A 25,883-nucleotide genomic window follows, 5' to 3' on the forward strand; every position below is an offset into this window, starting at 1 on the left:
TCGGTGAGGGCCACGGGCCGCCTCGGGGCCCGAGCGACGAGGGGGTGACCAGCGCCCTCTGCTCGACGGCGCGCTCGGTGAGGGGGCGCGAGCGGGGAGGGGGCACGAGCGGGGATCGCACTGCGCGGGGGTGAGCACGCCATGGGGCGCTCGCGATGTCTCCTCGTCATCCCGCAGGTCAGCGATTTGGCCGGTTGGACAGATTATCAATCGGGTGGACAAGTCGCGCGCGCTGCCGCATGCTTGGACTCGTCGACGGCTCGGGGGTCCCCGCGTGCTGGCGGCGCGCACCGTCACGTGCGCGTCGTCGATGCGGCGTCCGCGTCGTCTGATCACACGGATCGAGATTCGCTTCGGGTGGTGGCGTCGCTTGCGCGCGGCGCGCGGCCGAGCAGCGTCGCGACCATCCCTTTCACGAGGTGCCCATGTCGAAAGTCGTCTTGCTTGCGCTCACGGTCGCGGCGTCGTCGCTGCTCGGTTGCACGATCGAGGACGCCACCGAGCCGGATCCCTCCGCCGGTCCGAGCGAACCCGCGGATCGCACGTTCTCGGCGAGCGATGGCGTCACGCTGCATTACGTGGAGTATCCAGGTCCTGGCTCGCCCGTCATGCTGCTGCACGGTTTCCTGGGCTCGGCGCAAGGGAACTGGATTGCGCCCGGGATTTCCGCCGCCATTGCCGCGCGCCATCGGGTGGTGCTGCTCGATCAGCGGGGGCATGGCGAAAGCGACAAGCCCGAGGACGCTTCGGCGTACGGCGAGCGCATGCTGACGGACGTGATCGAGCTGCTCGACCACCTCGACATCCCTCGGGCTCACCTCGGCGGTTATTCGATGGGCGGCGCCATGACGCTCGGGTTGATGCGGCTATCGCCGGAGCGGTTCATCACGGCGACCGTCGGTGCCATGGGGCTGGAGGAGACGGAGGAGAGCTTCCGCACCGCCGCCGAAGCGATGGATCCGCAGGGGACCGATCCCGACGAGGAGAAGATCCTCGAGATGGCCGGCGCGGGCGAGCCGCCGGATCCGCTCGTCGTGGAGGCCATCGTGAAGGGGCACGGCACGTGGTGGCCTCCGGCCGTCGAGCTGCGCGCGATCGCGTTCCCGGTCCTCTCGATCATCGGCGAGTTCGACGAGCCCTACTCCACCACCTCGCGGCTGCGGCGAGAGCTGCCGAACCTGAAGACCGTGATCGTACCCGGCCGAACGCACCTGACGACGATCATCGACCCGATGCTCCGCGATGGCATCGCGTCCTTCGTCGACGCCCACGACGAGCCCTAGCGCAATCGGCTCGACGCGCCTCGTCCACGAGCGGCCGAGACCCTGGTTCATGCTCGTCGGCGCCGAACAGCAGGTCGATGGGAAGCTCGATGGCCTCGAAGGGCGCTGCGTGGACGCGCTCGCCGCGTGATGCGCTGAGGACGAGCGTGTAGCCGTCCTCGATCCAGCGGTACACCTGCAGTGTCTCGTCCCTCGGATCGAGGAGCCAGTAGTAGGGAACCTGGGCCCGGTGGTGCCCCCACATCTTCTTCACGGTGTCGGTCGCGGCGTTGGATGGCGAGATGATCTCGCAGAGCCAATCGGGGCGCGTGGCGATGGGCACCGTGGTGGGCAGACTCGTCAGTCGCTCGCGGCGCCAGCCAGCGAGGTCGGGTCGGTAGACCTGTCCAGGACCGAGTTCGATGAGCACCTCGGTCGCGAACCACCAGCCGCCCGGCCGTTCGGGAGGGCCGCCGGGGGGACGCCGCCCGAAGGGACCGACCAGGGTGGCGCCGAGGTTGAGTTGAATGCCACCATGGCCGCCTGACGCTGCCTCCTTGGGGATGAGCTGACCGTCGATGATCTCGTGGCGCTGCTCCTCGGGCAGCGCGAGAAGCTGGGCCACCGTGGCGGGCTCCCCAGGAGGTTCACGGGCAGGGCGGCTCATCCCCTCACCTTGGCGACTCCAGTTGTCTCCAGGAAGCGAAGCGTCCCACGGGGCCGTGTCCGGGCCGAGCGCGGACAGGGCGGAACACCAGGCCTACTCGAGTTCACGCTCTTCGCGCGTGCAGCGATCCAGGAATGCTCGATCGGCTTCGGAGAGCTCCAGCCTCTTGAAGCCTGGCCATCGAGGGATCTCACGCAGCGCGTCTTGCCATGCGTTCTGAAGCGCCGCGGCATCGGGGCCCCAGTGCGCTGGCGGGACATGACGGTGCATGAGCCCTCGAATGAACCATAAAATGCAGAGCAGATCGTAGGCCGCTTCGGAGACGGCCGTGGGCTCCTCATCCGGCCAGACGAGGTGACTTTTCACGAGTTCATAGGATGGCTCGGACGCGGGGTCGTATTCGAGTCGTTCGATTTTCTCTCGGTCCAGTTCAGAGAATCGCATCGCTTCGCCCTCACGATCGGGTCGTCGCTGGCGTGGACTGCCGGAAGCGTTGCCAGCTTGCGGCGATGCGCGTGCAGGCGGCTGGTGGCGGCCTGGAACGCTCTCTCGTAGTCTCGGCTCCCCACTCTCCAGCTCGATGGAGTCTCGCATGGTTCAGCTTCCCGGACGCATCCTTCGAGGTGCGTTGCTCCTCCTCGCGCTCTCTTCCACGGCCTGTAATCGATCGACGCCGGCTGGTGACGACATGGACACAGCGCGGAACTGGGCGCTCCAGGTGAGCGTCCGCGCCGAGGTGGTCGCCGAGCTGATCTTCGAGGAGAACAAGCTCGCCCGCGTCGAGTACAAGTCGCAAGATCCAGCGCTGCGCGACGGCTTCCAGACGCGGCTGGATTCCGTCATGGAGGAGGCGCGACGAGAGGGCCTCGCCATCAAGTTTCACCTGCCTGACGGGAACGGGGAGCATGGCGGGCTGTATGGCGCGCAGCCCAGGCCCGGTGAGCCCTTCTTCACCCAGGCGATGCGTGAGCACCTGGGCGACGGCACGTTCTCCATCCGGGTGAAGTGAGGTCTCTTCGCGGGGGGGAGGCCCCGATGCGCTCGCTCAGAGCACGGCGAAGGTCACCGAGGCGGTGGGGACGGGGGATCGCGGCGCGAGGTGGAGTTCGCGCTGGAGCTGCACGGTGAAGGTGGTCCCGGCGGCGTCGGAGTGGACGCCGATGGTGCCGCCGTGGCCCTTCACGATCTGGTCGACGATGTAGAGGCCGAGGCCGACGCTGCGTGTGGCGGAGAGTTCGCGGTTCACGCCGCGTTTGAACGGCTCGAAGAGGCTCGGGCGGAGTTCGTCGGGGATGGGGCCGTTGCGGTTCAGGTTGTGGATGCGCAGCGCGATCAAATCGTCGTCGGCGTGGGTTTCGGCGGTGATCGTCGAGTCGCCTGGGCTGTGGATGATGGCGTTGGAGAGCAGGTTGGAGATGACCTGGGCGATGCGCTCGGGGTCGCAGGCGACGGTGTCGTTGCCCTCGCAGTTCAGGACGATGCGGCGGTCGGGGTGGGCGGTCTGGATCTCCTCGACGCCTTGACGGAGCAGGTCGTGCAGCAGGGTGGGGCGCGGGTGGATCAGGAGGCCGCCGCCAGCGCGCGCCTGGCTGAAGTCGAGCAGGTCGTAGATCAGGCGGTGGGAGCGCTGGATGCTCGAGCGAATGCGGGTCGCCGCGCGCAGCACGTCAGGATTGCCGGGGGCGAGCCTGGTGAGCAGGGTCGCGTCCATGTTGATGGCGTGGAGCGGGTTGCGCAGGTCGTGGCTCACGATGGCGAGCAGCTCCTGGGAGAGGGTGGCGGCGCGGGTGGCCTCGTCGACGAGCTGCTGGCGCTCGCTGGCGTCGCGCAGGGCCGTGTCGAGGTTGGCCCGCAGGCTGGTGAGGACCTCCTGGAGGCGGCGCGCAGCGAGTTCCGCGAGGCGAGGGTGCTCTTCGTCGCGCTCGTGGGCGGTCTGCGCGAAGTGGTCGTACTGGGCGCTCAGCCAGTCGGGCTGGGGGAGGCGCAGGAGATCGGCGCCCGGTGGCGCGTGGGCCATGAGGGGGTCGATGTTGCCGAGGTAGCGCTGGTCCAGCTCGTAGGACACCTCGGGGTGCGCGGTGACCCATTCGTGGCAGGAGCGGTTGTAGGCGACGAAGAGAAGGAGCCAGTCGTAGTCGGGCCGCGTGATCACCTGGCGGAGGAGGGGCCGCGCGACCTCGGCGGCGGGGCCGCCCAGGTAGACGGCGCAGCAGAGGGTGTGGATCGCCTGCTCTTGCGGCTCGCTCAGCGCGGCGATCGTGGACGGGGGCATGCCCTGGAGCTGCGTCATGGCGTCGCGGAGGGCCGTGTCGTCGGGGATCGGGGACTGCAGGAAGCCGAAGATGTCGCGGCTGGTGACCCCGAGCGGGACGAGGGTGCAGGCGTGGCAGATCAAGCAGTACTTGATGCTGCAGTAGCGTCCGAGGAGGGCGCCCACCTTCTCCTTGAAGACGGGAGGTAAGGGGTTGTCGAGGTAGGCATCGACGGTGGTCCGCCACAGCCCGGCGAGGAGCTGTGGGTCGTGCTTTGCGGCCACGAAGAATGGTGGAATGAAACCGAGTCGCCGCTCGATCGCGTCGAGCGTGGGATCCTGCGCGGTCATCGTCGTCTCCCCCTGACAGCCGGCGGGAACGGCTGCTCTCGAAGAGCGTAGCAGTTCCTTTGACGGTCGATCAGCTCCGATCGAGGGCGTGTCGTGGCGTGGTCTGCGTGGCGTGGTGCGCCGTGGCGTGGTCCGAGGGGGGGGGCTTGCCGTTGAGGGCGCGTGGGGCCGCATGGGGACGGATCGCGGGGGAGCGAAGGCGGGAGGCGCGGTCGCGATCGAGGGGCTGCACCCGGGCGGAGACGGCTATCTGGGAAGCGTGATCACGAGCTCTGCCCACTGGCCGAGTTCGGTTTCCATGCGCATCGTGCCCCGATGGCCTCGCACGACGATGTCGTGGCTCAGCGAGAGGCCGAGGCCGATGCCCTGGCCGGGTGGCTTGGTGGTGAAGAAGGGCTCGAAGAGGTGGGCGGTGGCCTCGTCGGGGATGCCGGTGCCGTTGTCGCGGATGCGCACCTCGACGTGATCGCCGCAGTGGGTGGTGCAGATGCGCAGCTCCGGCGTGTAGCCGTTGCCTCGCTCGCGCTTCTTGTTGCGCATGGCGCAGAGGGCGTTGTCGACGACGTTCAGAAAGACGCGCTCCATCTCCAGGGTCGCCATCTCCAGGGGGCCGATGGTGCGGTCGTAGTCCTCGATGAGGTTCACCTCGAAGTCGTCTCCTTGCGCGCCGTCGAGGGCGAGGCGCAGGCCTTCGCGGACGACGCGGTGGAGGTCGGTGATCTCACGGGTCCCGACGGGGCGTCGCGCGTGCTGGAGCATGCTCTGGACGATGGCGTCGGCGCGCCGGCAGTGGTGGGTGATGCGCTCGGAGTTGTTCCGGACCTGGTCGAACGTCTCGAGGACGGGGAGCAGGGCCTCGCCGTCGCACGCGGGCACTCTTTCGCGCAGGCTGTTGCTCAGCTCGGTGATGAGGTCGGCGGACAGGGCGGCGAAGTTGTTGATGAAGCTCAGCGGGTTGCGGATCTCGTGCGCGATGCCGGCGATCAGGGTGGTGAACGTGGCGAGCTTGGCGTCCAGGCCGCGCTGCATGCGCTCGGTGACGTCGCGCTCGAGGCGCTGGTACAGGGTGGCGTTCTCGATGGCGACGGCGGCGTGGCTGGCGAGGCACACGAGGAAGTCGAGGTCCTCGGCGGCGAGCGGGGCGCAGGCGCTGCGCTGCTCGACGTAGAGCAGGGCGAGCAGGTCGTCCCTGGGCTGGAGGGGGACACCGACCACCGTGCGGGCGAAAGAGCCCCCTCCGGCCGGGAGCGCGCAGGGAGGGACGACGAAGCGCGCTGCCACGCGGTTGTGGAGGACGAAGTCGACGATGGGCTGGTGGATGTGGAGCGGCTCGTCCGGCTCGGTGCAGCGGCTCGCGACGGCGCGTGGGGTGAGCGCGCCGGTCCTGTCGTCCGCGACGAGGAGGGCCGCGGTGTCCACGGAGACGGTCTGCAAGGCGATGGCGAGGGTCTTCCGGAGCAGGGTGTCGACGTCGTCGGTGACGGGGAGCCAGCGGGGCAGCTCGGTGAGGGCGCGGCGTCGCGCGGTGCGTCCGGCCACGGTGTCTTCGCCGACGTGCTCGGAGGCGTGCGCGGCGCGGTGGAGGGGCGTGCGCACCAGCGGGCGGATCGTCTGGGGTCGCAGCGGGATCGCAGCAGAAGACGCAGGGCGGCGAGGCGCGGTGGCGGTGTCGCCCGGGGGCAACGGCGCTGTGTCGCCCGGCGTGGGAGGCGTGTCGTCGTGGCCGCCGATCGCGTCGCTCGGGGCGAGGGTCACGTCGTCCGTGAAGAGGAGGTCGATGGTGCCCACGGTGAGGGTGTCGCCTCGGTGGAGCTCCCGGCGCTGGACCTGGATGCCGTTCACGAACGTGGCGTTCCGGGTCTCGACGTCGACGACGAAGTACTTTCCGTCGGAGGGTTCGAGCCGGGCCTCGGTGGGAGAGAGGCTCGCGTGAGGGATGCGGATGGTCTGGTCGTCCGCTCGACCGATGGTGGCGATGGTGTCACCGAGCAAGAACGCTTCCTCGTCGGGCTCACCAGGGTTGTAAATGAGCGTCGGCACGGTGCGCTCCTCACGGTAACGCTGCGGTGAGCGCCGAGGTCGGGCGGCGCCGCGCTGGTCGAAGAAAGAAACTGAAATAAACCCGCATGTTGGACCAGGCGAGAGCGTACCAGAAGGAATCCTCGTCACACAGGACAGCCAGAGCGAGCGTTCGTTCATGGAAACTTCCTGAACGCACCGCTTCGGAGACGGGTCGCGACAGCAGCGATCGCAGCGCGTCGTCTCCCGAAATCCGAGACGTGGGATGCTGATGGCGATCTCGGCGCTGACCACGGCGCGCCTCGGTGCTGTGGGCGCGGAAGTGGACCTGCGCCGCGTCGCGGGCGGGGGGATCATGCTGGCGTTGCTGCTCGGAGGGGCGTTGCTGTGGCGACTACCGACGCTGCGGCGCTGGATGCACGGGGCCGAGGAGTCTGCGGCTGCGCATCCCGAGGCCGGCATCGGCTACCGGGGGGCATGGGCGCGGGAGGATGCGAGGGCGGGAGGTGGATGATCCACGGGGCCCTGTGGGCGTTCGGTGGCCTCGTGGTGACGGTGGTGTCGGTGCTGAGCGCGGAGGGGGGCGGGCGCTACATCCATGGCCTACGGGGCGACGATCCATGGGGTGGTGACGCTCCTGCGCGGCCTCGTCGGGTGGTCGAAGCTGCGGCCCTGACGCCGTGGGGGGGCGGGTAAGCTGTGCGCGTGAGCGCACGCGACGACGGCTTCGAGCCGCAACCTGCTGGTCTCTGGCTGCTCCTGCTCTTGCAGATCGGGCTCGTGCTCGTCTGGGTCGGCGTCGAGGTGGCGATGCTGGCGCAGAGGGAGATGTACCGGCACATCCTGGTGAGCGACGTGCGCGTGATCGAGACCGCGCGGCTCCTGTTCGGGTGCACCGCCTCGCTGATCGGCGGGGTCCTTGCGGATCGGGTGATGAGCCCGCTCAAGGTGCTGATTGCAGGGCTGATGCTGGCGTTGCTCGGGACGGGCACGATGTTCCTGAGCGGGCGGAGCCCGGCGCTGCTGGTGGGCGGGATGGTCGTGGCCACCGTGGGGAGCTGGCTCGCCCAGCCCTGTCTGCTGGCGCAGCTCGGCGAGCTGTACCGGCAGGGGGATCCGCGACGTGACAGCGGCTTCACCTGGCTGGAGGTCGCGGTTCACGGGGCGCGGGTCATCGGGTTCCCCGTGCTCTTCCTGACGAGCGGCGGGGTCGAGGCGACCGAGGGGGGGCTCGCCGTCGTGGTGGTGCTGCTGCTCCTGTTGCTGATCGCCGTGGCGGTCGGCCATCGGGCGCTGCCGGCGGTGGGGTACGTGGCGGGTGACGAGGACGCGCCGCGCGCGCAGCTCGGGCGCCGGGATGGGCTCCAGGTCGGGGCCTGCGTGGTCGTGGTGGGTCTCGCCACGCTGGGGCTCGGGCTGCTGCTCGTCGCCGCCAGGGTCCTCGACCTGTCCGCAGAGGGGTCGGTCCGCACCATGCGACCCCTGATGCTGGTGTTCACGATCGTGCTGGGGGTGGTGATCGTGGTGAGCGGGAGGCCGACGCGCGCAGCGGCGGGGAGGCCGCTCCAGCGGGTGGAGGGAGAGCGGCTCCTGGTGCTGCTCCCGCTCCTGCTGGTGGTGCTGGTCAGCGTCGTCGAGAGCCAGGCCCGCAGCGCGTGGGAAGGAGCGCTGCTGACGTCGGGCTCCACGATGGCGCAGTTCTCGACGGTGAGTTCGGCGGTGTGGCTCGGCGCGGGCGTGGCGCTGGCGCTTCTGTGGCGGCGGCTGGATGGCTCGTCGCGCCGGCCATCCGGGGTGGTGAAGATGGCCCTCGGGGCGCTCTGCGTCGGGCTCGCGGCGGCCGTGTTCGTCGGTGTCGGGGCGCCCGGTGGCGAGGGGGCGGTGGGTATCGCGACGGTGAGCGCCGCGCTCGGCGCGGTGGGGTTGATGCTCGTCCTGCCGATCGGTCGGGCGATGGTGACGAAGCTCGCGCCTCCGCGCCAGCTGGCGACGTGTCTTGGCGCCTGGGGGACGTTGCCGCTCGTGGTCTCGGCGCTGATGACGGTGCACCTCGACGGTGTGGCCGCGATGGTGGACGCGCGCCGCGCCGTGGGTGGGCGATTCGCGCTGGCGTTGCTGGTCGGCGGGGTGGCGTTGCTGAGGGGGTTGCCCGTCCTGCGGCGCGGGATGCACGGGGCCGAGGAGCCTCCGGCAGCGCGCGAGACGGGCTTCGTGTACCGGGGTAACCTGGGCGCATGAGCGTGCGTGGCGGCGTGTCGAAGGCTCCGCCTTCCGGATTCGGGCTGCTCTTACTTCTGCAGGTCGCGCTGAACTTCGCGTTGATGGGCGTCGCGCTGGTGGTGTCCACGGAGGTGGATCCCTATGCGCCGAAGGCGCTCGGGACGGTGATGTACCTGGTCTACCTTCTGCCGCTCCTCGGCGCTCTTCTCGCCGATCGGGTGTCGAGCCCGCGCGTGATCTCGGTGGCGGGCATGGTGGTGGCGATGGTGGGCGCAGGCATGCTGCTCCTGCACGCTCCGTGGGCGCTCGTGACGGGGTTGCTGCTGTGCACGGGGGGCATGGCGAGCACTGTGCCTCTCCTGGCCGTGCAGCTCGGAGGGCTGTACAGGCAGGGCGACCGGCGGCGTGACAGCGGGTTCACCTGGTTCATGGTGGTAGGGGGGGCCGCTACAGCGGCTGGAGATGCCTTTTTTCCGGGCATCTGGAGCACGAAGGGGCAAGGCATCCTCGCCGCGCTGGTGCTGCTCGGTGCGGTCGTGAGCGCCGTGCGCCGTCAGCACGAGCTGCCGGCCGAAGGGTACGTGGCTGGCGACGTCGAGGCGCCTCGCGCGCGGCTGACACGGCGGGATGCGCTCCGGGTGGGGGCGAGCGTTCTTGCGATCGGCACGCTGGCAGGGGGCGCTGCGTGGCTCGTGCTGTCGGCCCGCACGGCGTCCATGCTCGTGGAGCACGAGGGGCTCGTGCTCGGGGCGGGCGCCGTGGTGGTGCTGCTCGTCGCAGGGTGGCTCCTGCGTCGCCGGCCCGAGGAGCGTCCGCTCGACGCGGTGGCCTGGCAGCGCCTGGGGGTGCTGGGGCTCCTGTGGGGAGCCTCGTTGCTCTGCGCGCTGTGGTCGCAGATCGAGCCATGGTGGCTCCCCAGCTTGCCCGTCACGCTCCAGGCCTCGGAGCTTCTCTTCTCCGGTTGGTTCGAGGTGGGCTCGATCGTGGTCAGCGTGTTGCTCGCGTGGGGATGGCTGCGGCTGGATGGCGCGGGAAGGAGGAGGTCCGGGGCTGCGAAGCTGGCTGTCGGGGTGCTGCTCTCTGCGGTCGGTGCCGTGGTGTTCCTCAGCATCGAGGGGCACGGGCCGGAAGTGGCCGAGCAACTCGCGGTCGTGAGCTCGGTGCTGGGGAAGGGGGGAAAGCTGCTCGTTGTTCCCATCGGGTGGGCGATGGTGACGAAGCTCGCCCCCGCACGCCATGCAGGCGTGTGCATGGCTCTCTGGATGGCAGGGCCTCGCCTGCTGGCGAAGAGCGGGATGCACGTTCCCGAGGCGTGGGCGTCGCTGCTCCAGCCGGGGTGGGGTTTCCCTGCCTGGACCGTGGTGGCGATGCTGCTCTGGGGGGCCGGGTTGCTGCTGGCCCTGCCGACGCTGAAGCGCTGGATGCGTGGCGCCGAGAAGCCGGTGGTGGTGCGCGGCGAGGTCGGCGCCGGCGTCGGCTACCGGAGCGATGGAAGGCTGGAGATCGGGAGGGCGAGGGCGCAGGCATCGAGCGGCGCCTTGGCGCTCGTGGGTCCGGTGGCGGGTGTGGAGACGCCTGAGCGAGCCGAGAGCGCGCGAGAGAGGGACGCGAGGGAGCCTGGAGAAGCGGAGCGCGAGCGCGAGCGCGTGCGGGTGAGGAGGAAAAAGCGGAAGAAGGCGGGGAGCGCTGAGGCGGAGGAGCGCGAGGCGAGGACCGAGGTCGAGAGCGACGAGGAGACCGTCGTCGGTGACGTCGATGCTGACGCGAAGGAAGAAGAGGAGGAGCAGCGGCTGTACGACGCCGAGATGGCGCGGCGGCGGAAGATCTACGGCGGGTTGCTGTGGGCCCTCGGTGGCTTCGTGGCGACGCTGGTGACGACGATAAGGACGAAGGAGGGTCCGCCCATCATCATTGCCTACGGCGCCATCCTGTACGGCGTGGTGACGTTCGTGCGTGGGCTTCTGACGCCGTCACCTCGGTGGCCTCGAGCGGAGTGACCGATGACTCTCGCCGCTCCGCGAAGAAGGAACGGGCGAAGCGGCGAGGGCTCTCTGATAGCTTCCCAGTCATGAGCGAGCGAGGGGGGAGTGGCGTGCAGCAGCCTTCCGGTTTCGGTGCGCTCCTGTGCTTGCAAGCCGGCCTGGTGTTCGGGTGGAGCGCGATCTTCCTCGGCATGGGGCACGCCGCGGCGGAAGTGCTGGCGATGGAAGCGCACGAGAGCCTCGCGTTTCGGATCGTACTGGTGATCGGTTGCGTCGGGGCGTCCTTGCTCGGCGGGCTTCTCGCGGATCGGCGGATGGGTCCGCGGAACGTGATGCTCTCGGGCATGGCCCTGGCCACGCTCGGTGGGGGGGCGATCCTCGTGGACGAGCCGAGCGCCCTCCTGGCAGGCGCGCTGCTGCTCGCGGTGGGAGCGAGCCTGAGCCAGCCGTGCTTGCTGGTGCAGCTCGGGAACCTGTACGGACCTTCGGACCCGCGGCGTGACAGCGGGTTCGGCTGGGTCTTCGTGGCGGAGCGCGCTGGTCTGTACGTGGCGCTCTTCGTGAGCCGGGGGGGGCGGGCCGGCCTCGATGCGGCAGCGCTGGCGATGATGGCCGTCACGACCGTCGCGTTCGGGGCACCGCAGCTGTTCCCGGCCGAGGACTACACGCCGGGGCAGCCAGACGCCCCACGCGCGGAACTCTCGCGTCGTGATGTGCGAGCGGTCGTGACGTGTGTGGTGGCGCTCGGGGGGACGGCGCTCGGCGGCATGCTGCTGGTGGAGGCGCTGGGTGGTGTCACGTGGCTCGTGCAGCGCGGTCCGCTCGCGTTGTTGGCCCTCCTGTGGGTGGGGTTGCTGTTCGGGGCGTGGCGCTTGCCTCGCGTTTCGGAGGCACAACCGCTCGGTCGTGTCGAAAGGCAGCGCCTGATGGTGCTGGCGGCGCTGTGCGGTGCGGCGGCGCTGTGCGTGCTGGCCGTCAAGGTGCGCTGCGGATGGGAAGAAGCGGAGCTTCTGGCAGACGCTCGGAAGACAGAGGTGGGCCGGGTCGTGATCGCCCTGGTGGGGCTCACGCTCGGAGGGATGCTCGTGCGGTCGTGGCAGCGGAGCAGGGACGTGTCGCGCGTGCGGTCGGGGGTGGCGAAGGTGGCGGTCGGGGTGCTGGTCGTCGCGATCGGGACGGCGCCGCTCCTCGGGATCGATGCGCCTGCAGGTGAGCGGGTGGGCATTCTGGTCATGATGAGCGGACTGGTCGGGGCGGTGGGGGAGCTGCTGGTGTCGTCGATCGGTCGAGCGATGGTGACGAAGCTCGCGCCCGTACGTTGCATGACGGTGTGCATGGCCGTCTTCGGGGCGGCGCCGATGCTGCTGTCGTCGGTGAGTCCGCTGGGCGGGGTGGGGGTGAGCGAGGCGGGCACGGCGTCGATCCTGGTCGGGCTGCTGCTCGGTGGCGGGGCGTTGCTGCTGGGGTTGCCCACGCTGACGCGCTGGATGCACGGGGCAGAGGAGCCCGCGGGGATGCGGAAGGCGGGGTTCGTCTACCGAGGGGATGGGCGGCACGTCGTGGCTTCGGGAGGCGAGGGGACGCTCGGCCTTCCGGGCGACGTCGCGGGCCAGAAGGCGAGGGCGGAGGAGCCTACCAGGCGCGTCAAGGACCCTCGGGAGACCGAGGCCGCGCGGTGCCGGTGGATGATGGTGCGCGGTGTTGTTTACACGCTGGGAGGCTTCGCGCTGACGGCGGAGATGATCCGGTCCGCGAACTGGCATTTCGCGGTGGTGCTCGTGCCGGTGTTCCTCGGTTCGTTCACGTTCCTGCGCGGGTTTGCGGGCTGGGTGATGATCCGGTCGTGAGCGTGGCCGTCGCGTCACGCACGGCGCGGACGGTGGCCTCGTCGCGGGTATTCGAGGGCCAGGGGCGCTCGTCTTCTTCGATGAGCCAGCGCGCGGTGCCCGGCGGCGACCAGCGAGGGCGATCGAGGATGCGCACGAGGCGGGCGGCGCAGGCCTCGGGCGACTCCCAGGCGCGCTTGACGAGGGAGAGGAGCCACCCGATGGGGCCCTTGCGTGCGCCGAGGTCGGTGCGCACGACGCCAGGGTGGAGGACGAGGACGTCGAGGTCGGGGTGGCGCTCGGCGAGGTCGCGCTGGGCGATGGCGAAGCAGAGCTTGGTGTTGGCGTAGGTGCGCATGGCGGAGAAATCGTCGCCGCGCGGGGTGCGCTCCTCGTCGAAGCGGCCGAGGGCGATGAGGCCGGCGCTGACGACGAGGAGGCGGCGGAGGCGCCCTGCTTGGAGGAGGGGTCGCTGCATCAGGAGGGGGCCGAGGTGGTTGACCACGAAGGCGGCCTCGAGGCCGTCGGCGGTGAGCGTGCGCTGCGAAGGCCAGAGGCCTGCGTTGTGGACGAGGGTGGCGCCTTCTTCGACGACGCCGAGGAGGTGCTCGGAGAGGGCGCGGGCGCCGTCGAGGGAGCCGAGGTCGCCAGGCACGGCGACGGCGTTGCCACCCCGCGCGACGATCGTGGCGACGAGGTCGTCGAGGCGTTGCTGATCGCGGGCGACGAGGACGAGGCGGGTGTCCCGCTTCTCCGCAAGGGCGAGCGCGAGGGCGTGGCCGATGCCTCGGGTGGCGCCCGTGAGGACGAGATCCGGCATGCGGTCGAGTGTAGCGGAGCCCGGGCTCACTCGACGATCAGGGATCCCAGGTTGTACCAGCCGTCGGACTCGCGTCCCTCGATGGCGAGGCGGATCGCGGGCTCACGGCTGCGCGGGTCGAGCAGCGCGAGTCGGAGCGTCACGGGGCCATGCGGCAGGACGCGAGGGAGCCGGAGGGCGCCCTCCCAGACGGAGTCGCCTGGCAGGAGGTCGCGCACGTCGAGAGGAAGCTCGAGGACGACGGGCGCCTGCGCGCTGATCTGCGAGCGGAGCTGGAGGGCCACGATGTAAGGGCGGTAGACGGGCGCGACGCCGACGTTCTGCCACCAGAGCGAGAGCTGCATCGACGCGCCCGCCTTGATCTTCCGGGGGTGCTCCAGGCGGCGGAGGACGAGGCGGTAGCCGAGGCGCCGGATGAAGGCGTCGAACCGGGCCCGCCACGCCGAAGGGATGGCAGACGACTTCAGGTTGATGGTGGAGGCGTGCCAGGCGAGGGCCTGGTCGAGGATGTATTCGATGTCCCAGCCCGCCGCGATCCAGTCGCCGGTGACGCTGCACGTCTCGAGCGAGACGGGGCTGCGCCGCCAGGCGTTGCGCATGGGCGGGCGCGAGAGCAGCATCGGGTACGAGTCGAGCATGTGCGACCAGCCGACGTTGGGCTCCGATGAGCGCATGTCACCCCAGCAGTCGAGCCGCCAGCCAGCGCCGCGGGCGACGGCGTAGTCGACGACGCGTGGCTGGTCGTTGATGAGCAGCGGGGTGCGGGTGAAGGCCTTGAAGTACAGGTCGACGAGTTCGCGCTCGCGCTGGAGAGAGGGGAGCGCGTCGCTCCAGCCTTCGCCGTAAGGACCATGGGTGGCGATGTCGACGCTGTCGAGGTCGGGGTGACCGTCGTAGCGTGCGCCCGCAGCGGTCACGAGATCGCCCCAGTGCTTCAGGTAACGAGGGTCGTCGACGTCCGGCTCCCAGACGGTGTTGCTGCGCGGATCGTCCGCGGGGTCGACGCGGCGCGCGCCGGAGTTCTGGTACCAGGTCGGCAAGGGATGCTCGTGGTCGTACGGCATCAGGCGAAGGGCGAGGGTCTGGCCATGGCGCCGGGCTTCGCCGAGGGCGGTGTCGATGATGTCCCACCGCACGTGGCCTTTTTCGGGCTCGATCGTGGCCCAGTGCCAGCGCAGGTAGGCGACGGTGCTGTCCGGGTAATCGGGCCGGGTGGGCGCGTCGGGGAGTGGCTGGGTGGGGCCGGCCTCGGACCAGTTGTGGCCCGTGAGGCCAGGGTTCAGCGTCTGTCCGCGGTAGCGCTGGAAGGTCTGGACGCCGATGCCCGGGTTGTCGAGGTGGCCATGGATCTCGCGCGGGCGCACCACGACGGTGGGGCTCGTGGGTGACGGCGGCTTGCCGAAGGTCCAGGGAGATCGGACGAGCGGGGTGGGATCCGCGGGCTGTGGAGCAATGTGGAGAAGCGAGGGCGCGGGCGTGGGGGCTGGTGGCGTGAGGGGTGGGGGCGACGAGGAGGCGAGGGGGGCCGACGAGAGCGGGGAGTCCAGCGGCAAGGGCGAAGCCGAGGAGTCCGAGGTGCACTGACAGCCGGTGGCGAGCGCGAGCAGGGAGAGGGCGTGGGTGAGGGCTCGGGGAGACAGGATCGATCGTGCGAGCACCCGTGAGCCTCCAGCAGCTCGGTCTCGTAAAGGAGCGCGGCGCAGCGAGCGCAGGCGCTGCACCAGGGTCGAGGGGTCGGGTGGTCGCATCGCGGTGAGGTATGACACCCGGGCGACGAGACCAGCCACCGCGGCAAGGCATGACGAGGCGGCAATCCAGGGATGGATCGCGCGGAGGACAGAAGGGCTCGAGAGCGCGTCGGCGCTGTCGCAAACGAACGAGAGGCCGATGGGACGAGCGGGACGGCGGCGTGTGTTGGGGGCGGGGGAGGGGCCGTTCAGGTCGGCGCGGTGAGGCCGAGCTGCGCGTGCAGGCGTGTGACGTCGTCGGGGCGGAGGCCGAGCATGCCTGGCAGGGCGCGGAGATAGGCGTGCTCGGCCTCGGTGTCGGCCTCGATGGCCAGGAGGGAGACGAGGTAGAACTGCTCGGCCATGTCCCTGGAGCGGAGCTGGCCGAGCAGCGCGTACGGAGGCCAGGGGGTGTCGATCTCGCGGGCGAGGGCTTCACGCTCCTCGGCGGGGAGGCCCGAGGCGGTGACGCGGTCGAGGATGCCAGCGCGTTCGGTGGGGTCGATGTGGCCGTCGACGTTGGCCGCAGCGATCATGGCGCGGACGAGGAGGAGGGCGTCGGCCTGAGGATCGGCGCTGCCGCTCTGAGGGGCAGGAGCGGTCTGCGGTGCGTGCTGGGCGTGGGCCGCGTGCGGCGACGCTGGTGGTGCGTGCTGCGCGTGCTGCGCGTGCTGCGCGTACTGCGCGTGAGGTGCATGAGCCGCGTTCGGGGGGATGGGCGGCGCTCCAGGTGGTGGTGTCCAGGCGCCTGGAGGTGGCGCATCAGTGCGTGGTGGTCCAGCTGGCGGGAAGGGGGCTGGCGTCGACGCGGCGGGAAGAGGGGCTCCCCAGGTGGAAGGATCGTTCTGGTATGCGGATGGGGCCGCGCCTCCACCGGGGGCGGTGGGCGCAGGTGAGCCCATGAGTCCTGCGACGAAGCCTCCGACGCCACCTGCGGAGGCCTGAGCTGGAGGCGAGCCCCATCCGCCAGGAGCAGGGTTCGGCGGTGAGCCCCACCCACCTGCTGCGGAACTGGGAAGCGGTCCCCATCCACCCGCTGCGGGGTTTGGCGAAGGCCCCCATCCGCCAGCAGCAGTGTTGTGCGGAGCGCCGAAGCCTCCGGCAGCAGGGTTGTGCGAAGCGCCCCACCCACCAGGCGCGGCGTTGTGCGGAGGCCCGAACGCACCCGCGTGCGCCGGAGCTCCGCCTTGAAGCCCGGGCGCGTCGGGGGTCTTGAAGTGGCGGTACGCGGTGTACGCGAGGCCTCCGGCCGCAGCGAGGCCTGCGGCGCCGACGAGCACTTTGCCAGCCGTGGCAACGCCGCCGAGGAGGCTGTCTTCGCCGACGATGTGGTTCACGGCGCGGCGTCGCATCCGGCGCATGCCCCGCCGGTAGTTGCGGCCGGCTTCGCTGTCGACGCCGTCGAAGAGGAGGGCGCCGAGGACCTGCTGGGCGTTGAACATGCGCCATGGTCGCGGCGCGGCGAGGGGCCTGCAAGCGTCTCCCGTCGTGACGATGTGAGAGGAGACGGCGCGTTTCAGCCGAACGGGACGTCTTCTCCCGCGTGGTAGCGGTGCTTGGTCCCGTCGGGTCCGAACCCGTACACGGCGTCGTCCACGCCGACGCTCGTGGCGCGGCGAGGTGAGAGTTCCAGGTGGAGGTACGAGCGCTGGTTCAGGCCGATGCAGGCTTGATGGCGGAAGCGGCGGGCGAGGTAGGCGAGGTTGTCCGGATCGTCGGTCTGGATGCGCTCCATGCAGTGCGGGAAGAGCTGGAGGTCGCGGACGAGGCCGAGGCCGCGGTCGTAGAGCTGGAAGTCGCGTGGGGTCTCGGCAAAGTCGTCGTAGACGATGACGCGCTCGCAGAGGGACATGGCGCCCGCAGACATGGCGACGATCTGGGCGCCGCGGCGGAGCGCCTCGGCGAGGGGTTCGCGCAGGCGGAAGAAGCGGAGGCCGTCGAGCAAGAGGTCCAGCCGGCCGCCGAAGAGGAGGAGGGTGCTGGCCTCGAGGATGCGCTGCTCCAGGCGCTCTCGCGTGGCGCGCCAGCCTGGGTGGTAGGCGGCGCCAGAGGCGTCGAAGGCGCGGTGCTCGATCTCTGTGAGGAGGTGGAAGAGGTGGTCGTCGTTCGCCTCCAGGGTGGAGAGGGCCTGGCGAAGCTGCTGCGCGAGGGCGTGCCGTTCGAGGGGGTGGGAGCCGCCGGTCGGGCCATCGCGGGAGAGGAGGCGGGGGACGGTGAGGTCGGGGTCGAGCTGTTTGGCGTCCCGGAGGGCGCGGCGGAAGAGCGCGAGGAGGTGGGCGTTGTGCTCGAGGTAGAAGCGCCGCGCGGTCTGCTCCGCCTTGCGCAGCGCGGACCACGCCTCGGAGAGCTCGGGGGCGCGGCGGCAGAGATCGTTCAGCTCGGCGAGGAGCGATAGGTTGACGTGCGCGCGGTCGTAGCCGGCCTCCCACGCGGAAGGGAGGCCGAGCTGGTTCAAGGCACGCTTGACGTGCCCTTCGTCATGCTCGTTCTCCGCCCATCCCGCTGTGACGAGGAGGACCCTGCGGGACGCGGCGACCTCGGGGTCTGCATGCCGGGACCCGAGAAGGAGAGGGGCCGCGGTCTGGATCAGGTGTTCCTCGGACTCGGCGTTGCCGTTCAGCAGGAGCGCGCCTCGCATGGCTCCATCGTAGTCCCGCGCATCCAGCGTCAGGGGGCCATCTGCCCCCCCCGCTCCCTCGGGTCATGCGGCGGGACTGGCGTTCGGGGCCTCGGGTCCAGGGATGCCATGGGCATCGACGAGAGGGGCCCGTCCTCGGGACCACCGCGGGGAGCTACGTGCGGGCCTGTAAGGTCTGCCAAGTCTTTCCGTTGATCGGCCACGCGCCCTGAGCTTCCATGGCGCTGCGCTGCTCGAGGGGTCCATGCTCAACCGCCTATCTTCCGTGCTCGTGCTGCTGGTCTCGGTCGTGCTCACGGCGTGTCTGACCGGCTGCGGACCGCGGCTGGTGCCGTTCACTCATGAGCTGCGGATGCAGCACGGGCTGACGGCCAAGGATCTGAAGAACCTCCAGTTCTACGTGTCGCACGAGATCACGCTCCGGCGGGAGGTGGAGTCCGGCGGATCGCAGGTGACACCAGGGCACAAGCTGCTGCTGGTGTCGGGCAAGACCATCGAGGAGGTGGTGATCAAGAAGCACACGCCCGGGGTGGCCACCCAGATCACGAACAGCACCGTCTCGGTGAGCTTCGAGCCTGGGTTCTCGATGCTGTTCGCGGCGTCGCCGGAGCCCGGGATGGCGGAATCGATCGCGCAGGCGTTCGCGACGGCGCCCGACCCGTTCCCGGGGAACCATCCGGAGTCCGCGCCGCTGCCCGAGCCCATCGGGGGGGCCGCTTCGGGGAGCTACTGGCTCGCCTCGTCGCAGGGGCGGAACGTGCCGTACCAGGGGCGCGCGTTCGAAGCGATCGGCGAGAGCTTGCGGGCACACCTGCTCGTCGACGCGGAGTCGCTGGAGGAAGAAGTCGAGAGCCGCACGGTGCTCCCAGGGGTCCGCCTCCAGGGCCAGTGACGCTCGCCTCGCTCTTCGCCAACCCGCGGCTGCGCGCGGAGCTGCTCGCCGCCGGGTGGGAGCTGTTCTCCGCGCTGCTCTTCGTTTCCGCCGTCGTCCCCGCCGCCTTCACCACGCCCTGGCCTGCAGTCCTGTTCCTCGGGTCGATGGCGGTCTCCGGTGCGCTCATCGGTCAGCTCTCGCGGCATGGGGCTCGGGGGTTCGCCGTGGCCGGCGCCATCCGGGTGGTGGCGTGGCCCCTCTCGTCCACCCCGCTGCTCGCGCGGGCCGGGACGTCGGGCGCGCCTTCCCAGATGGGGCTCTTGATCGCGGCGCTGGCGTTCGGGCTGATGGCAGGGGCGGTGCGCCGGACGATCTACCGGTGGCTCCTGCTGACGTCGTCGACCTCAGCGACGGCGCCGTCGGCCGCGGAGCTGCGCGAGCAGCTCGCGGGGCGCGCGATGACGCTGGGCATCGTGGGCGGCCAGGTGATGCTGGTGTTCGTCGTGGCGGTGCTGCGCACGGGGAGCCAGGTGGTGTTCAACGCCTGGGTCGAGGTGGTGCCGCTCCTGGCGCTGCTGGGAACCCTCGGGTTCACGATCGCGCTGAGGCCAGCGACGGCCGCGATCTCGCGGGCGCTGGTGAGCGGCGAGGACCTGGAGGGCGGGCTCGCGCAAGCAGAGCGGCTGCCGGACGTGCTGGCGCGCCTGAACTTCGGGCTGTGGCTGGTGTGCATCTCGGTGGGGGTGATCTACGTGCGGCCCGGGCCCTGGAGCCCGGGGGACGCGCTGATCCAGCTCGTGTTCGGGGCGCTGTTCGCGGTGGGGGTGTCCTTCTGCCAGCGAAGCTGGCACCGGGCGGCGGTCGCGCCGGTGATCGCGGCGCTCCGTGAGCAGCTCGGCCTGAGCGAGGGGGCGGCGCGAGAGCACCCGGGGGGGCCGCCGCTCCGGGTGGGCCAGCAGCTCCTGCGAGATTTCGGTCTGCCGCTCCTGTTCACGGGGCTCCTGTCGTTGCTCGCCACGGTCGGCCTGTACCGGACGCTGGCGAACGACGTGGATTTCGACGAGGCGGTGGGCGCGATGTCGGCGCTGTTCGCGTCGTTCTCGCTGCTCGTCCTCGCCGCGCTGGGGGTGGTGGCGCACGCGGCCGGTGAGTTGTCGCGGCCCCTGTCGCGGCTCGCGCGCGCCGCCGACGTGGTGGCGCGCGGCAAGCTCGACGAGGCCGTGCCCCAGCTGAACGGGCCCGCCGAGATGGTGGTGCTCGGCGAGAGTGTGGAGCGGATGCGGCAAGCGCTGTCGCGGACCATCGGTGAGCTGGAGGCGGAGCGCGCGGGTCTGGAGGAGAACGTGGCGGTGCGCACCGCGGAGCTGTCGCGGGCGCTGGAGGAGCTGAAGCGGACGCAGTCGGCGCTGATCCAGGGGGAGCGGCTGGCGACGCTGGGTGAGCTGGCGGCGGGCCTGGCGCACGAGATCTACAACCCGCTGAATGCGATCCAGGGGGCCGCCGAGCCGCTGACGAAGATCGCCGCGGAGCTGTCGTCGATGGACCGGGCGTGGCAGGAGGCCGCGGGGGAGCTCTCGCCAGCACGGCGGGAGTCGCTCGCGCAGGAGCGGCGCGCCCTGGAGGTGGACGCGGCGCTCGCCGACCTGAGCGAGATCTCGATGCTGGTGGGGCGCGCCGTGGAGCGCGCGGTGCGCATCGTGACCAACCTGAAGAACTTCGCGCGCGCGCCGGGGGACGCGGTGCCCGCGGATCTGCACGCAGGGGTGGAGGAGACGCTGCTCTTGCTCGGTCCGTGGCTGCGGCGAGCGGAGATCGAGGTGGTGCGTCAGTACGGAGAGCTACCGCCGGTGGTCTGCCGGGTGAGCGAGATCCATCAGGTGTTCATGAACCTGCTGGTGAACGCCATCCAGGCAATCGAATCGGGACGAGGGGGGTCACGAACGATTCGCATCGGGACGTGGCAGGAGGGGGACGGGGTGGCGATCGAGGTGGGCGACAGTGGGCCGGGGATCCCGGCGGAGTTCGCGAGTCGGGTCTTCGATCCCTTCTTCACGACCAAGCCGCGCGAGCAGGGTACCGGGCTGGGCCTCTCCATCTCGACGGAGATCGTGCGCCGCCACGGGGGGCGGCTGACCCTGGAGGAGAACCTGGACGGCGCGGTGGGGGCCCGGTTCATCTGCCGGTTGCCAGTCAACGTGGGGAAGGGCACTCCCGGGGGGCGAGATATGGAGAGTGGTCCGCTTCCCTTGCGCCTTCACTCTTCGTAGACCGGCCGAAACAAACCGGATAGCCTCAGCCCTGACGAACCGATAAAGCCGAGTTTCAAAGCGTAACAAGCGTCCCGATGTCGCGCAGCGCAAGAGGCCCCGCGGAATGGTGCTCGCGGGAGCGCTGGGGAGAACACGAGAAGCCATGGAGCAGCGCGCGATCCGACCGGCAGGTCCCAAGGCCTCCAATGTGGATCCGATGATTGGGAAGGTCGTCGCCGGCCGATACCGCCTTGAAGCGCGGGTCGGTGAAGGCGGCATGGGTGTGGTTTACAGGGCCCGGCACGTGCTCATCGAGCGCGTGGTGGCGCTGAAGCTCATACGGCCAGACCTGCGCGGAGAGACGCATCTCCGGGCATGGATGCTGCGTGAGGCGCGCGCCGCGAACCGGGTCGACCACGCCCACATCATCGATATCCACGATATCGGTGAGACCGAGGAGGGTGAACTTTACCTGGTGATGGAGTTCCTGGTGGGCACGCCGCTCTCCGCGGAACTCGCGCGCGGGCCGACGCCGATCGCCCGGGCGGTGGACATCCTGGAGCAGATGTGCGCAGCGCTGGCCCGCGCCCACGACCTGGGTGTCGTGCACCGCGACCTGAAGAGCGACAACATCCTGCTCACGCAGCGCGGCGGTCGAAAGGATTTCGTGAAGATCCTCGACTTCGGCCTCGCAGCGATCGCCAGGGACCCCCGGCTGGCGCCGAAGGGGGCGGTCTTCGGGACGCCCGAGTACATGTCGCCGGAGCAGGCGCGTGGTGAGGAAGCGGGTCCTCAGTCGGACCTGTACGCTCTCGGCGTGCTCTTCTTCGAGATGTTGACCGGGCAGCTCCCGTTCCGATCGAACGATCGGGACACGCTGCTCGAGATGCAGCGCACGCATCCACCGCCTCGGCCGCGCTCGATCCGACCGGACGCGCACGCGCAAGGTGAGCTGATCTGCCTGCGCCTTTTGGAGAAGGACGTCCGGAAGCGCTACCGCGACGCGCATCATCTCCAGGAAGAGCTGAAGGCGCTGCAGCGCAGCCTGCCCACCCAGGCCTGGGAAATCGAAGGGGGAGACGCGATGGCGATGCCGCCGCCGCCTCCTCCTCCTCCCCAGAGCCCGGCCGTGATCGAGTGGGCCAGCCGCGCGGCACTCTTCGCGCGGATGGTGTCGCGCGCCTACCCGTCGGGGCAGACGCCGCCGGACGTGCAAGGGGCGCTGACGCAGATGTGGGATCTCGCCAAGCGCGCCAACGGGCTCGAAGGCGAGGTGGCGAGCCTGACGCGGAAGGTCGATGCGCTGGAGCGCCGCGGCCGGGCACTGCGCGCAGAGATCGGTCGAAAGGTCGAGGAGCTGGCGCATGAGGAGTCGCGCGTGATGCGCGAGGCCGCCGCCGACGCCGAGGACGTGGAGAAGGTCCGCGGCGAGCTGGCGATCGCGGAGAAGCAGGCGCTCTCCGCGCGCCAGATCGCCGAAGCGGCAGCGCGGCAGGGGACGCACGAGCCGCTCGTGTACGAGCGCGCCGGCGCTGCTGGCGCAATCGCGCAAGCGAAGCGGGAACAGCTCGGGCGCTACGAGCAGAAGAAGAACATGCGCGAAGCCACGGCCCGGGATCTGAGGCGTCAGATCGAGGAGCTTCGTGCGCAGCTCGCGCGCTACGCCGAGGCCCTGGAAGAGGACCTGGCTCAAGGCAGGGAGCGGGTGGCGGTGCGGACGCGGGAAGGCGTGCACTTCGAGCGTTCGTTCACCGAGGTCTCGAACATCCTCCTCGGTCACCTGCGCAACCGGCCCGAGTGCCGCGATCTGGTAAACGAGCTGCTCGCCTCGTCCAACAGCAGCCCGCACGGCGACGTGCCCCCCGAGCAGCGCCTCTCCGGGCGACTCAACCCCTCCTGAACCCACAGCGGGGACAGGCGTGCCCCGTCGGCGTGACCCCGCCCCTCGAGCTTGCCGACCGACCCTCGGGGGGGCCGGCAGCTCGCACGCTTCCGGCAGCCAGCAACCTTCTGGCAGTCCGCGACCTGTCGACGGACCGAAAGCTCGGCAACGGGCCGGAAACCCAGCGACGGGCGGGGAGCCCAGCACCCGACCGGTAACCCGGTGTCGGACCCAGCCGCCAAGCGTCGGACCGGTGATTCTGCGTGGGTCGCGTCACCTGATCGCTGCCGCCTTCGGAGCCGGGTCTCGCTAGCTGCCGCACGACCTAAGCATTTGAATCTACGGCTGAGCCTAACTCTCGACGGCCTGACAGCGGCATGGTAGCTAGCGCACGCCCTGGGGGCCGTGGGCTGCACAAGCCGAGGGTTGCCAGGGGCGAGGCTGTGCTGAAGCGTCGGCGTTAGAGTTTCCCCTTTCGCAGACGGCCAACCCCTCGCATCACGCGGCATGGCGAAGTCGGCCAGCCGCCTGGGATGTCGGCGGCGGGGACCGCGCGGGCGCTCCCCGTCCTTGTTGGATGGAGGCACACCGTCTCATGGTTGTTGTACCCTCATTGCGTGGAGCGCAGCGCCGTCAGTGGCTCGCTCCCGCGCTGGCCGTACTCGCGGCCTTCGTGTTTTTCCTCAGCGGCAAGGTGGCGCTGGCGAGCGAGGCCGATCTGGTTCTGCCGGATCTCAGCTCGCAGAGCTTCGCCGGTATCGATGGTCGTACCCTGCTCTTCGGGGGCATGGGCGTCTGCGCGCTCGGGTTCATCTTCGGGATCAGCATCTACATGCAGCTCAACAAGCTGCCTGTGCACCGCTCGATGCGGGAGATCTCGGAGCTGATCTACGAGACCTGCAAGACCTACCTGCTGACGCAGGTGAAGTTCATCCTCGTCCTCGAGCTGCTGATCGGGGCGATCATCGCCTTCTACTTCGGCGTTCTCCGGCACATGGAGGCTGGCAAGGTCGTCATCGTCCTCCTGGCCAGCCTCGTCGGCATCGCAGGGAGCTGCGGGGTCGCCTGGTTCGGGATGCGCATCAACACGTTCGCAAACTCCCGGACGGCCTTCGCCGCCCTGAAGGGCAAGCCCTTCCCGGCCTACGCCATCCCGCTCAAGGCCGGGATGAGCATCGGGGCCGTGCTGATCAGCACCGAGCTGCTGATCATGCTGATGATCCTTCTCTTCATCCCCGCCGACTACGCCGGTCCGTGTTTCATCGGCTTCGCCATCGGCGAGTCGCTGGGCGCGTCGGCGCTCCGCATCGCGGGCGGTATCTTCACCAAGATCGCGGACATCGGCTCCGATCTGATGAAGATCGTCTTCAACATCAAGGAAGACGACGCGCGTAACCCGGGCGTCATCGCGGACTGCACCGGCGACAACGCGGGCGACTCGGTCGGACCCAGCGCCGACGGCTTCGAGACCTACGGCGTCACCGGCGTCGCGCTCATCACCTTCATCCTCCTCGCCGTCCCCGATCCGCGGGTGCAGGTCCAGCTCCTGGTCTGGATCTTCGTCATGCGCATCGTGATGGTCGTGGCGAGCATCGCCTCGTACTGGATCAACGAGACGATGGCGAAGGCGTCCTACGCCGACGCCGACAAGATGAACTTCGAGGCGCCCCTCACCCGCCTGGTGTGGATCACCTCGATCGTGTCGGTCGGTCTCACCTACGCCGTCTCGATGGTGATGATCCCCGCCCTCGGCGGCGACAGCTCGCTCTGGTGGAAGCTCAGCACCATCATCACCTGCGGCACGCTGGCCGGCGCGATCATCCCCGAGCTGATCAAGGTCTTCACGTCGACCGAGTCGCGGCACGTCCGCGAGGTGGTGACGGCCTCCCGCGAGGGTGGCGCTTCGCTGAACGTGCTGTCCGGTCTCACGGCCGGTAACTTCAGCGCCTACTGGATGGGCATCGTGCTCGTCGTCCTCATGGGCATCTCGTACCAGGTCGCCGGCATGGGCCTGGAGGCGCTGATGAAGGCCGAGAGCGTGTTCGCATTCGGCCTGGTGGCGTTCGGCTTCCTCGGCATGGGGCCGGTCACCATCGCGGTCGACTCGTACGGTCCGGTGACGGACAACGCGCAGTCGGTCTACGAGCTCAGCCTCATCGAGCAGGTGCCCGACGTCGAGAACGAGATCAAGAAGGAGTTCGGCTTCACCCCGGCGTTCGAGAAGGCGAAGCACTTCCTCGAGGAGAACGACGGCGCGGGCAACACCTTCAAGGCGACGGCGAAGCCGGTGCTCATCGGCACCGCGGTCGTCGGCGCGACCACCCTGATCTTCTCGATCATCGTGGTGCTCACCGACAAGCTGACGACGAACCTCGACAAGCTGTCGATGCTGCACCCGCCCTTCCTGCTCGGGCTGCTCACCGGCGGCGCGATCATCTACTGGTTCACCGGCGCCTCGACGCAGGCGGTGTCCACGGGTGCGTACCGCGCGGTGGAGTTCATCAAGGCGAACATCAAGCTCGATGGCGTGGAGAAGGCCTCCATCGCCGACAGCAAGAAGGTCGTCGAGATCTGCACGCTCTATGCTCAGCGGGGGATGATCAACATCTTCCTCGGCGTGTTCTTCTCGACGCTGGCGTTCGCCTGCCTCGAGCCGTTCTTCTTCATCGGCTACCTGATCAGCATCGCCATGTTCGGGTTGTACCAGGCGATCTTCATGGCCAATGCCGGCGGCGCCTGGGACAACGCGAAGAAGCTGGTCGAGGTCGAGCTGAAGGAGAAGGGAACCGAGCTGCACGCGGCCACCGTCGTGGGTGACACCGTGGGCGACCCCTTCAAGGACACGTCGTCCGTCGCGATGAACCCCGTCATCAAGTTCACCACGCTCTTCGGCCTGCTGGCCGTGGAGCTGGCGATCGAGATCGACAAGACCACGAGCACCGTGCTCGCAGCGGTGTTCTTCGTGCTCTCGGCGGTGTTCGTGTACCGGTCCTTCTACTCGATGCGAATCACGTCGGGCGAGAAGCCGGAGGCCGGCAAGGCCGTCGCCTGATCGTCTGATCGGCATCGTCTGATCGCCGCAATCCGGCGAGCTTGGACGCCCATCCGGAAAGCC

General features: G+C 69.7%; 19 protein-coding genes. 11 read left to right on the forward strand and 8 right to left on the reverse strand.

Going from position 1 to position 25,883, the window contains the following annotated elements:
* Window positions 1–425 precede the first annotated feature (425 nt).
* Window positions 426–1,283, forward strand: a complete 858-nt coding sequence (locus CMC5_RS09855) for an alpha/beta fold hydrolase (protein ID WP_050430160.1) — start codon at window positions 426–428, stop codon at window positions 1,281–1,283.
* On the opposite strand, the gene CMC5_RS09860 is transcribed toward CMC5_RS09855, so the two are convergent.
* Together CMC5_RS09860 and CMC5_RS09865 are read right to left on the reverse strand one after the other, a co-directional pair.
* Entirely contained in the window at window positions 1,222–1,929 is a 708-nt protein-coding gene (locus CMC5_RS09860; RefSeq protein ID WP_063796249.1) for a Uma2 family endonuclease, read from the reverse strand. The two genes, CMC5_RS09855 and CMC5_RS09860, sit on opposite strands and share 62 nt — an antisense overlap.
* 93 nt (window positions 1,930–2,022) lie before the next feature.
* Window positions 2,023–2,373, reverse strand: coding sequence for a hypothetical protein (locus tag CMC5_RS09865; protein WP_050430161.1), 351 nt, complete (start codon window positions 2,371–2,373; stop codon window positions 2,023–2,025).
* A 148-nt stretch (window positions 2,374–2,521) separates the two neighbouring features.
* On the opposite strand from CMC5_RS09865, the gene CMC5_RS09870 reads away from it, so the two are divergent.
* Window positions 2,522–2,938, forward strand: coding sequence for a hypothetical protein (locus CMC5_RS09870; protein ID WP_050430162.1), 417 nt, complete (start codon window positions 2,522–2,524; stop codon window positions 2,936–2,938).
* Window positions 2,939–2,974: 36 nt separating this feature from the next.
* Here CMC5_RS09870 and CMC5_RS09875 read toward each other — a convergent pair whose 3' ends face one another.
* Together CMC5_RS09875 and CMC5_RS09880 are read right to left on the reverse strand one after the other, a co-directional pair.
* Window positions 2,975–4,531, reverse strand: coding sequence for a sensor histidine kinase (locus tag CMC5_RS09875; RefSeq protein WP_050430163.1), 1,557 nt, complete (start codon window positions 4,529–4,531; stop codon window positions 2,975–2,977).
* Window positions 4,532–4,777: 246 nt separating this feature from the next.
* Window positions 4,778–6,571: an ATP-binding protein gene (locus CMC5_RS09880; RefSeq protein WP_050430164.1), complete on the reverse strand. Its 1,794-nt coding sequence runs from the start codon at window positions 6,569–6,571 to the stop codon at window positions 4,778–4,780.
* A 244-nt stretch (window positions 6,572–6,815) separates the two neighbouring features.
* Here CMC5_RS09880 and CMC5_RS45725 point away from each other — a divergent pair, with 244 nt between their 5' ends.
* The 5 genes from CMC5_RS45725 to CMC5_RS09905 all read left to right on the forward strand — a co-directional run bounded on the left by CMC5_RS45725 (window position 6,816) and on the right by CMC5_RS09905 (window position 12,599).
* Window positions 6,816–7,064 (forward strand): hypothetical protein, encoded by a 249-nt coding sequence (locus tag CMC5_RS45725; protein ID WP_050430165.1) that lies wholly within the window; start codon window positions 6,816–6,818, stop codon window positions 7,062–7,064.
* Complete coding sequence (locus CMC5_RS09890; protein WP_050430166.1) at window positions 7,061–7,246, forward strand: hypothetical protein; 186 nt, start codon at window positions 7,061–7,063, stop codon at window positions 7,244–7,246. The genes CMC5_RS45725 and CMC5_RS09890 overlap by 4 nt, the downstream gene beginning before the upstream one ends.
* A gap of 9 nt (window positions 7,247–7,255) precedes the next feature.
* Window positions 7,256–8,788 carry a hypothetical protein gene (locus CMC5_RS09895; RefSeq protein ID WP_156338405.1) on the forward strand — a complete coding sequence of 511 codons (1,533 nt, stop codon included), beginning with the start codon at window positions 7,256–7,258 and terminating at the stop codon, window positions 8,786–8,788.
* Window positions 8,789–8,871: 83 nt separating this feature from the next.
* Window positions 8,872–10,767: a hypothetical protein gene (locus CMC5_RS09900; RefSeq protein ID WP_156338406.1), complete on the forward strand. Its 1,896-nt coding sequence runs from the start codon at window positions 8,872–8,874 to the stop codon at window positions 10,765–10,767.
* Window positions 10,768–10,838: 71 nt separating this feature from the next.
* Window positions 10,839–12,599 carry an MFS transporter gene (locus CMC5_RS09905; protein ID WP_156338407.1) on the forward strand — a complete coding sequence of 587 codons (1,761 nt, stop codon included), beginning with the start codon at window positions 10,839–10,841 and terminating at the stop codon, window positions 12,597–12,599.
* Here CMC5_RS09905 and CMC5_RS09910 read toward each other — a convergent pair.
* The 4 genes from CMC5_RS09910 to CMC5_RS09925 form a co-directional block, all read right to left on the reverse strand.
* Window positions 12,553–13,398, reverse strand: coding sequence for an SDR family NAD(P)-dependent oxidoreductase (locus CMC5_RS09910; RefSeq protein ID WP_050430170.1), 846 nt, complete (start codon window positions 13,396–13,398; stop codon window positions 12,553–12,555). The genes CMC5_RS09905 and CMC5_RS09910 overlap by 47 nt on opposite strands.
* A 26-nt stretch (window positions 13,399–13,424) precedes the next feature.
* Complete coding sequence (locus CMC5_RS09915; protein WP_156338408.1) at window positions 13,425–15,056, reverse strand: DUF4832 domain-containing protein; 1,632 nt, start codon at window positions 15,054–15,056, stop codon at window positions 13,425–13,427.
* A 278-nt stretch (window positions 15,057–15,334) separates the two neighbouring features.
* The gene (locus tag CMC5_RS48405; protein WP_050430172.1) at window positions 15,335–16,567 is read right to left on the reverse strand and encodes a DUF533 domain-containing protein; all 1,233 of its coding nucleotides are present in this window, start codon (window positions 16,565–16,567) and stop codon (window positions 15,335–15,337) included.
* A gap of 74 nt (window positions 16,568–16,641) precedes the next feature.
* Window positions 16,642–17,763 (reverse strand): Type 1 glutamine amidotransferase-like domain-containing protein, encoded by a 1,122-nt coding sequence (locus tag CMC5_RS09925; protein ID WP_050430173.1) that lies wholly within the window; start codon window positions 17,761–17,763, stop codon window positions 16,642–16,644.
* Between the two features lie 244 nt (window positions 17,764–18,007).
* Here CMC5_RS09925 and CMC5_RS09930 point away from each other — a divergent pair, with 244 nt between their 5' ends.
* From CMC5_RS09930 to CMC5_RS09945, 4 genes are all read left to right on the forward strand, one after another.
* Window positions 18,008–18,655: a hypothetical protein gene (locus CMC5_RS09930; protein WP_050430174.1), complete on the forward strand. Its 648-nt coding sequence runs from the start codon at window positions 18,008–18,010 to the stop codon at window positions 18,653–18,655.
* Window positions 18,652–20,904, forward strand: coding sequence for a sensor histidine kinase (locus tag CMC5_RS09935; protein WP_050430175.1), 2,253 nt, complete (start codon window positions 18,652–18,654; stop codon window positions 20,902–20,904). Before CMC5_RS09930 ends, CMC5_RS09935 begins: the two co-directional genes overlap by 4 nt.
* Before the next feature lie 199 nt (window positions 20,905–21,103).
* A complete protein-coding gene (locus CMC5_RS09940; protein ID WP_218920246.1) occupies window positions 21,104–22,786 on the forward strand; it encodes a serine/threonine protein kinase in 1,683 nt (560 codons plus the stop codon).
* Between the two features lie 577 nt (window positions 22,787–23,363).
* Window positions 23,364–25,820, forward strand: coding sequence for a sodium-translocating pyrophosphatase (locus tag CMC5_RS09945; protein ID WP_082362360.1), 2,457 nt, complete (start codon window positions 23,364–23,366; stop codon window positions 25,818–25,820).
* Window positions 25,821–25,883: the final 63 nt, after the last annotated feature.

It is taken from the genome of Chondromyces crocatus (assembly GCF_001189295.1).
Lineage (GTDB): Bacteria > Myxococcota_A > Polyangia > Polyangiales > Polyangiaceae > Chondromyces > Chondromyces crocatus.

Coding starts and splice junctions, on each gene's coding strand:
- CMC5_RS09855 (WP_050430160.1), top strand. CDS start 426: ATGTCGAAAGTCGTCTTGCTTGCGCTCACGGTCGCGGCGTCGTCGCTG.
- CMC5_RS09860 (WP_063796249.1), bottom strand. CDS start 1,929: ATGAGCCGCCCTGCCCGTGAACCTCCTGGGGAGCCCGCCACGGTGGCC.
- CMC5_RS09865 (WP_050430161.1), bottom strand. CDS start 2,373: ATGCGATTCTCTGAACTGGACCGAGAGAAAATCGAACGACTCGAATAC.
- CMC5_RS09870 (WP_050430162.1), top strand. CDS start 2,522: ATGGTTCAGCTTCCCGGACGCATCCTTCGAGGTGCGTTGCTCCTCCTC.
- CMC5_RS09875 (WP_050430163.1), bottom strand. CDS start 4,531: ATGACCGCGCAGGATCCCACGCTCGACGCGATCGAGCGGCGACTCGGT.
- CMC5_RS45725 (WP_050430165.1), top strand. CDS start 6,816: ATGCTGATGGCGATCTCGGCGCTGACCACGGCGCGCCTCGGTGCTGTG.
- CMC5_RS09890 (WP_050430166.1), top strand. CDS start 7,061: ATGATCCACGGGGCCCTGTGGGCGTTCGGTGGCCTCGTGGTGACGGTG.
- CMC5_RS09900 (WP_156338406.1), top strand. CDS start 8,872: ATGGGCGTCGCGCTGGTGGTGTCCACGGAGGTGGATCCCTATGCGCCG.
- CMC5_RS09905 (WP_156338407.1), top strand. CDS start 10,839: ATGAGCGAGCGAGGGGGGAGTGGCGTGCAGCAGCCTTCCGGTTTCGGT.
- CMC5_RS09910 (WP_050430170.1), bottom strand. CDS start 13,398: ATGCCGGATCTCGTCCTCACGGGCGCCACCCGAGGCATCGGCCACGCC.
- CMC5_RS48405 (WP_050430172.1), bottom strand. CDS start 16,567: ATGTTCAACGCCCAGCAGGTCCTCGGCGCCCTCCTCTTCGACGGCGTC.
- CMC5_RS09925 (WP_050430173.1), bottom strand. CDS start 17,763: ATGCGAGGCGCGCTCCTGCTGAACGGCAACGCCGAGTCCGAGGAACAC.
- CMC5_RS09930 (WP_050430174.1), top strand. CDS start 18,008: ATGCTCAACCGCCTATCTTCCGTGCTCGTGCTGCTGGTCTCGGTCGTG.
- CMC5_RS09940 (WP_218920246.1), top strand. CDS start 21,104: ATGATTGGGAAGGTCGTCGCCGGCCGATACCGCCTTGAAGCGCGGGTC.
- CMC5_RS09945 (WP_082362360.1), top strand. CDS start 23,364: ATGGTTGTTGTACCCTCATTGCGTGGAGCGCAGCGCCGTCAGTGGCTC.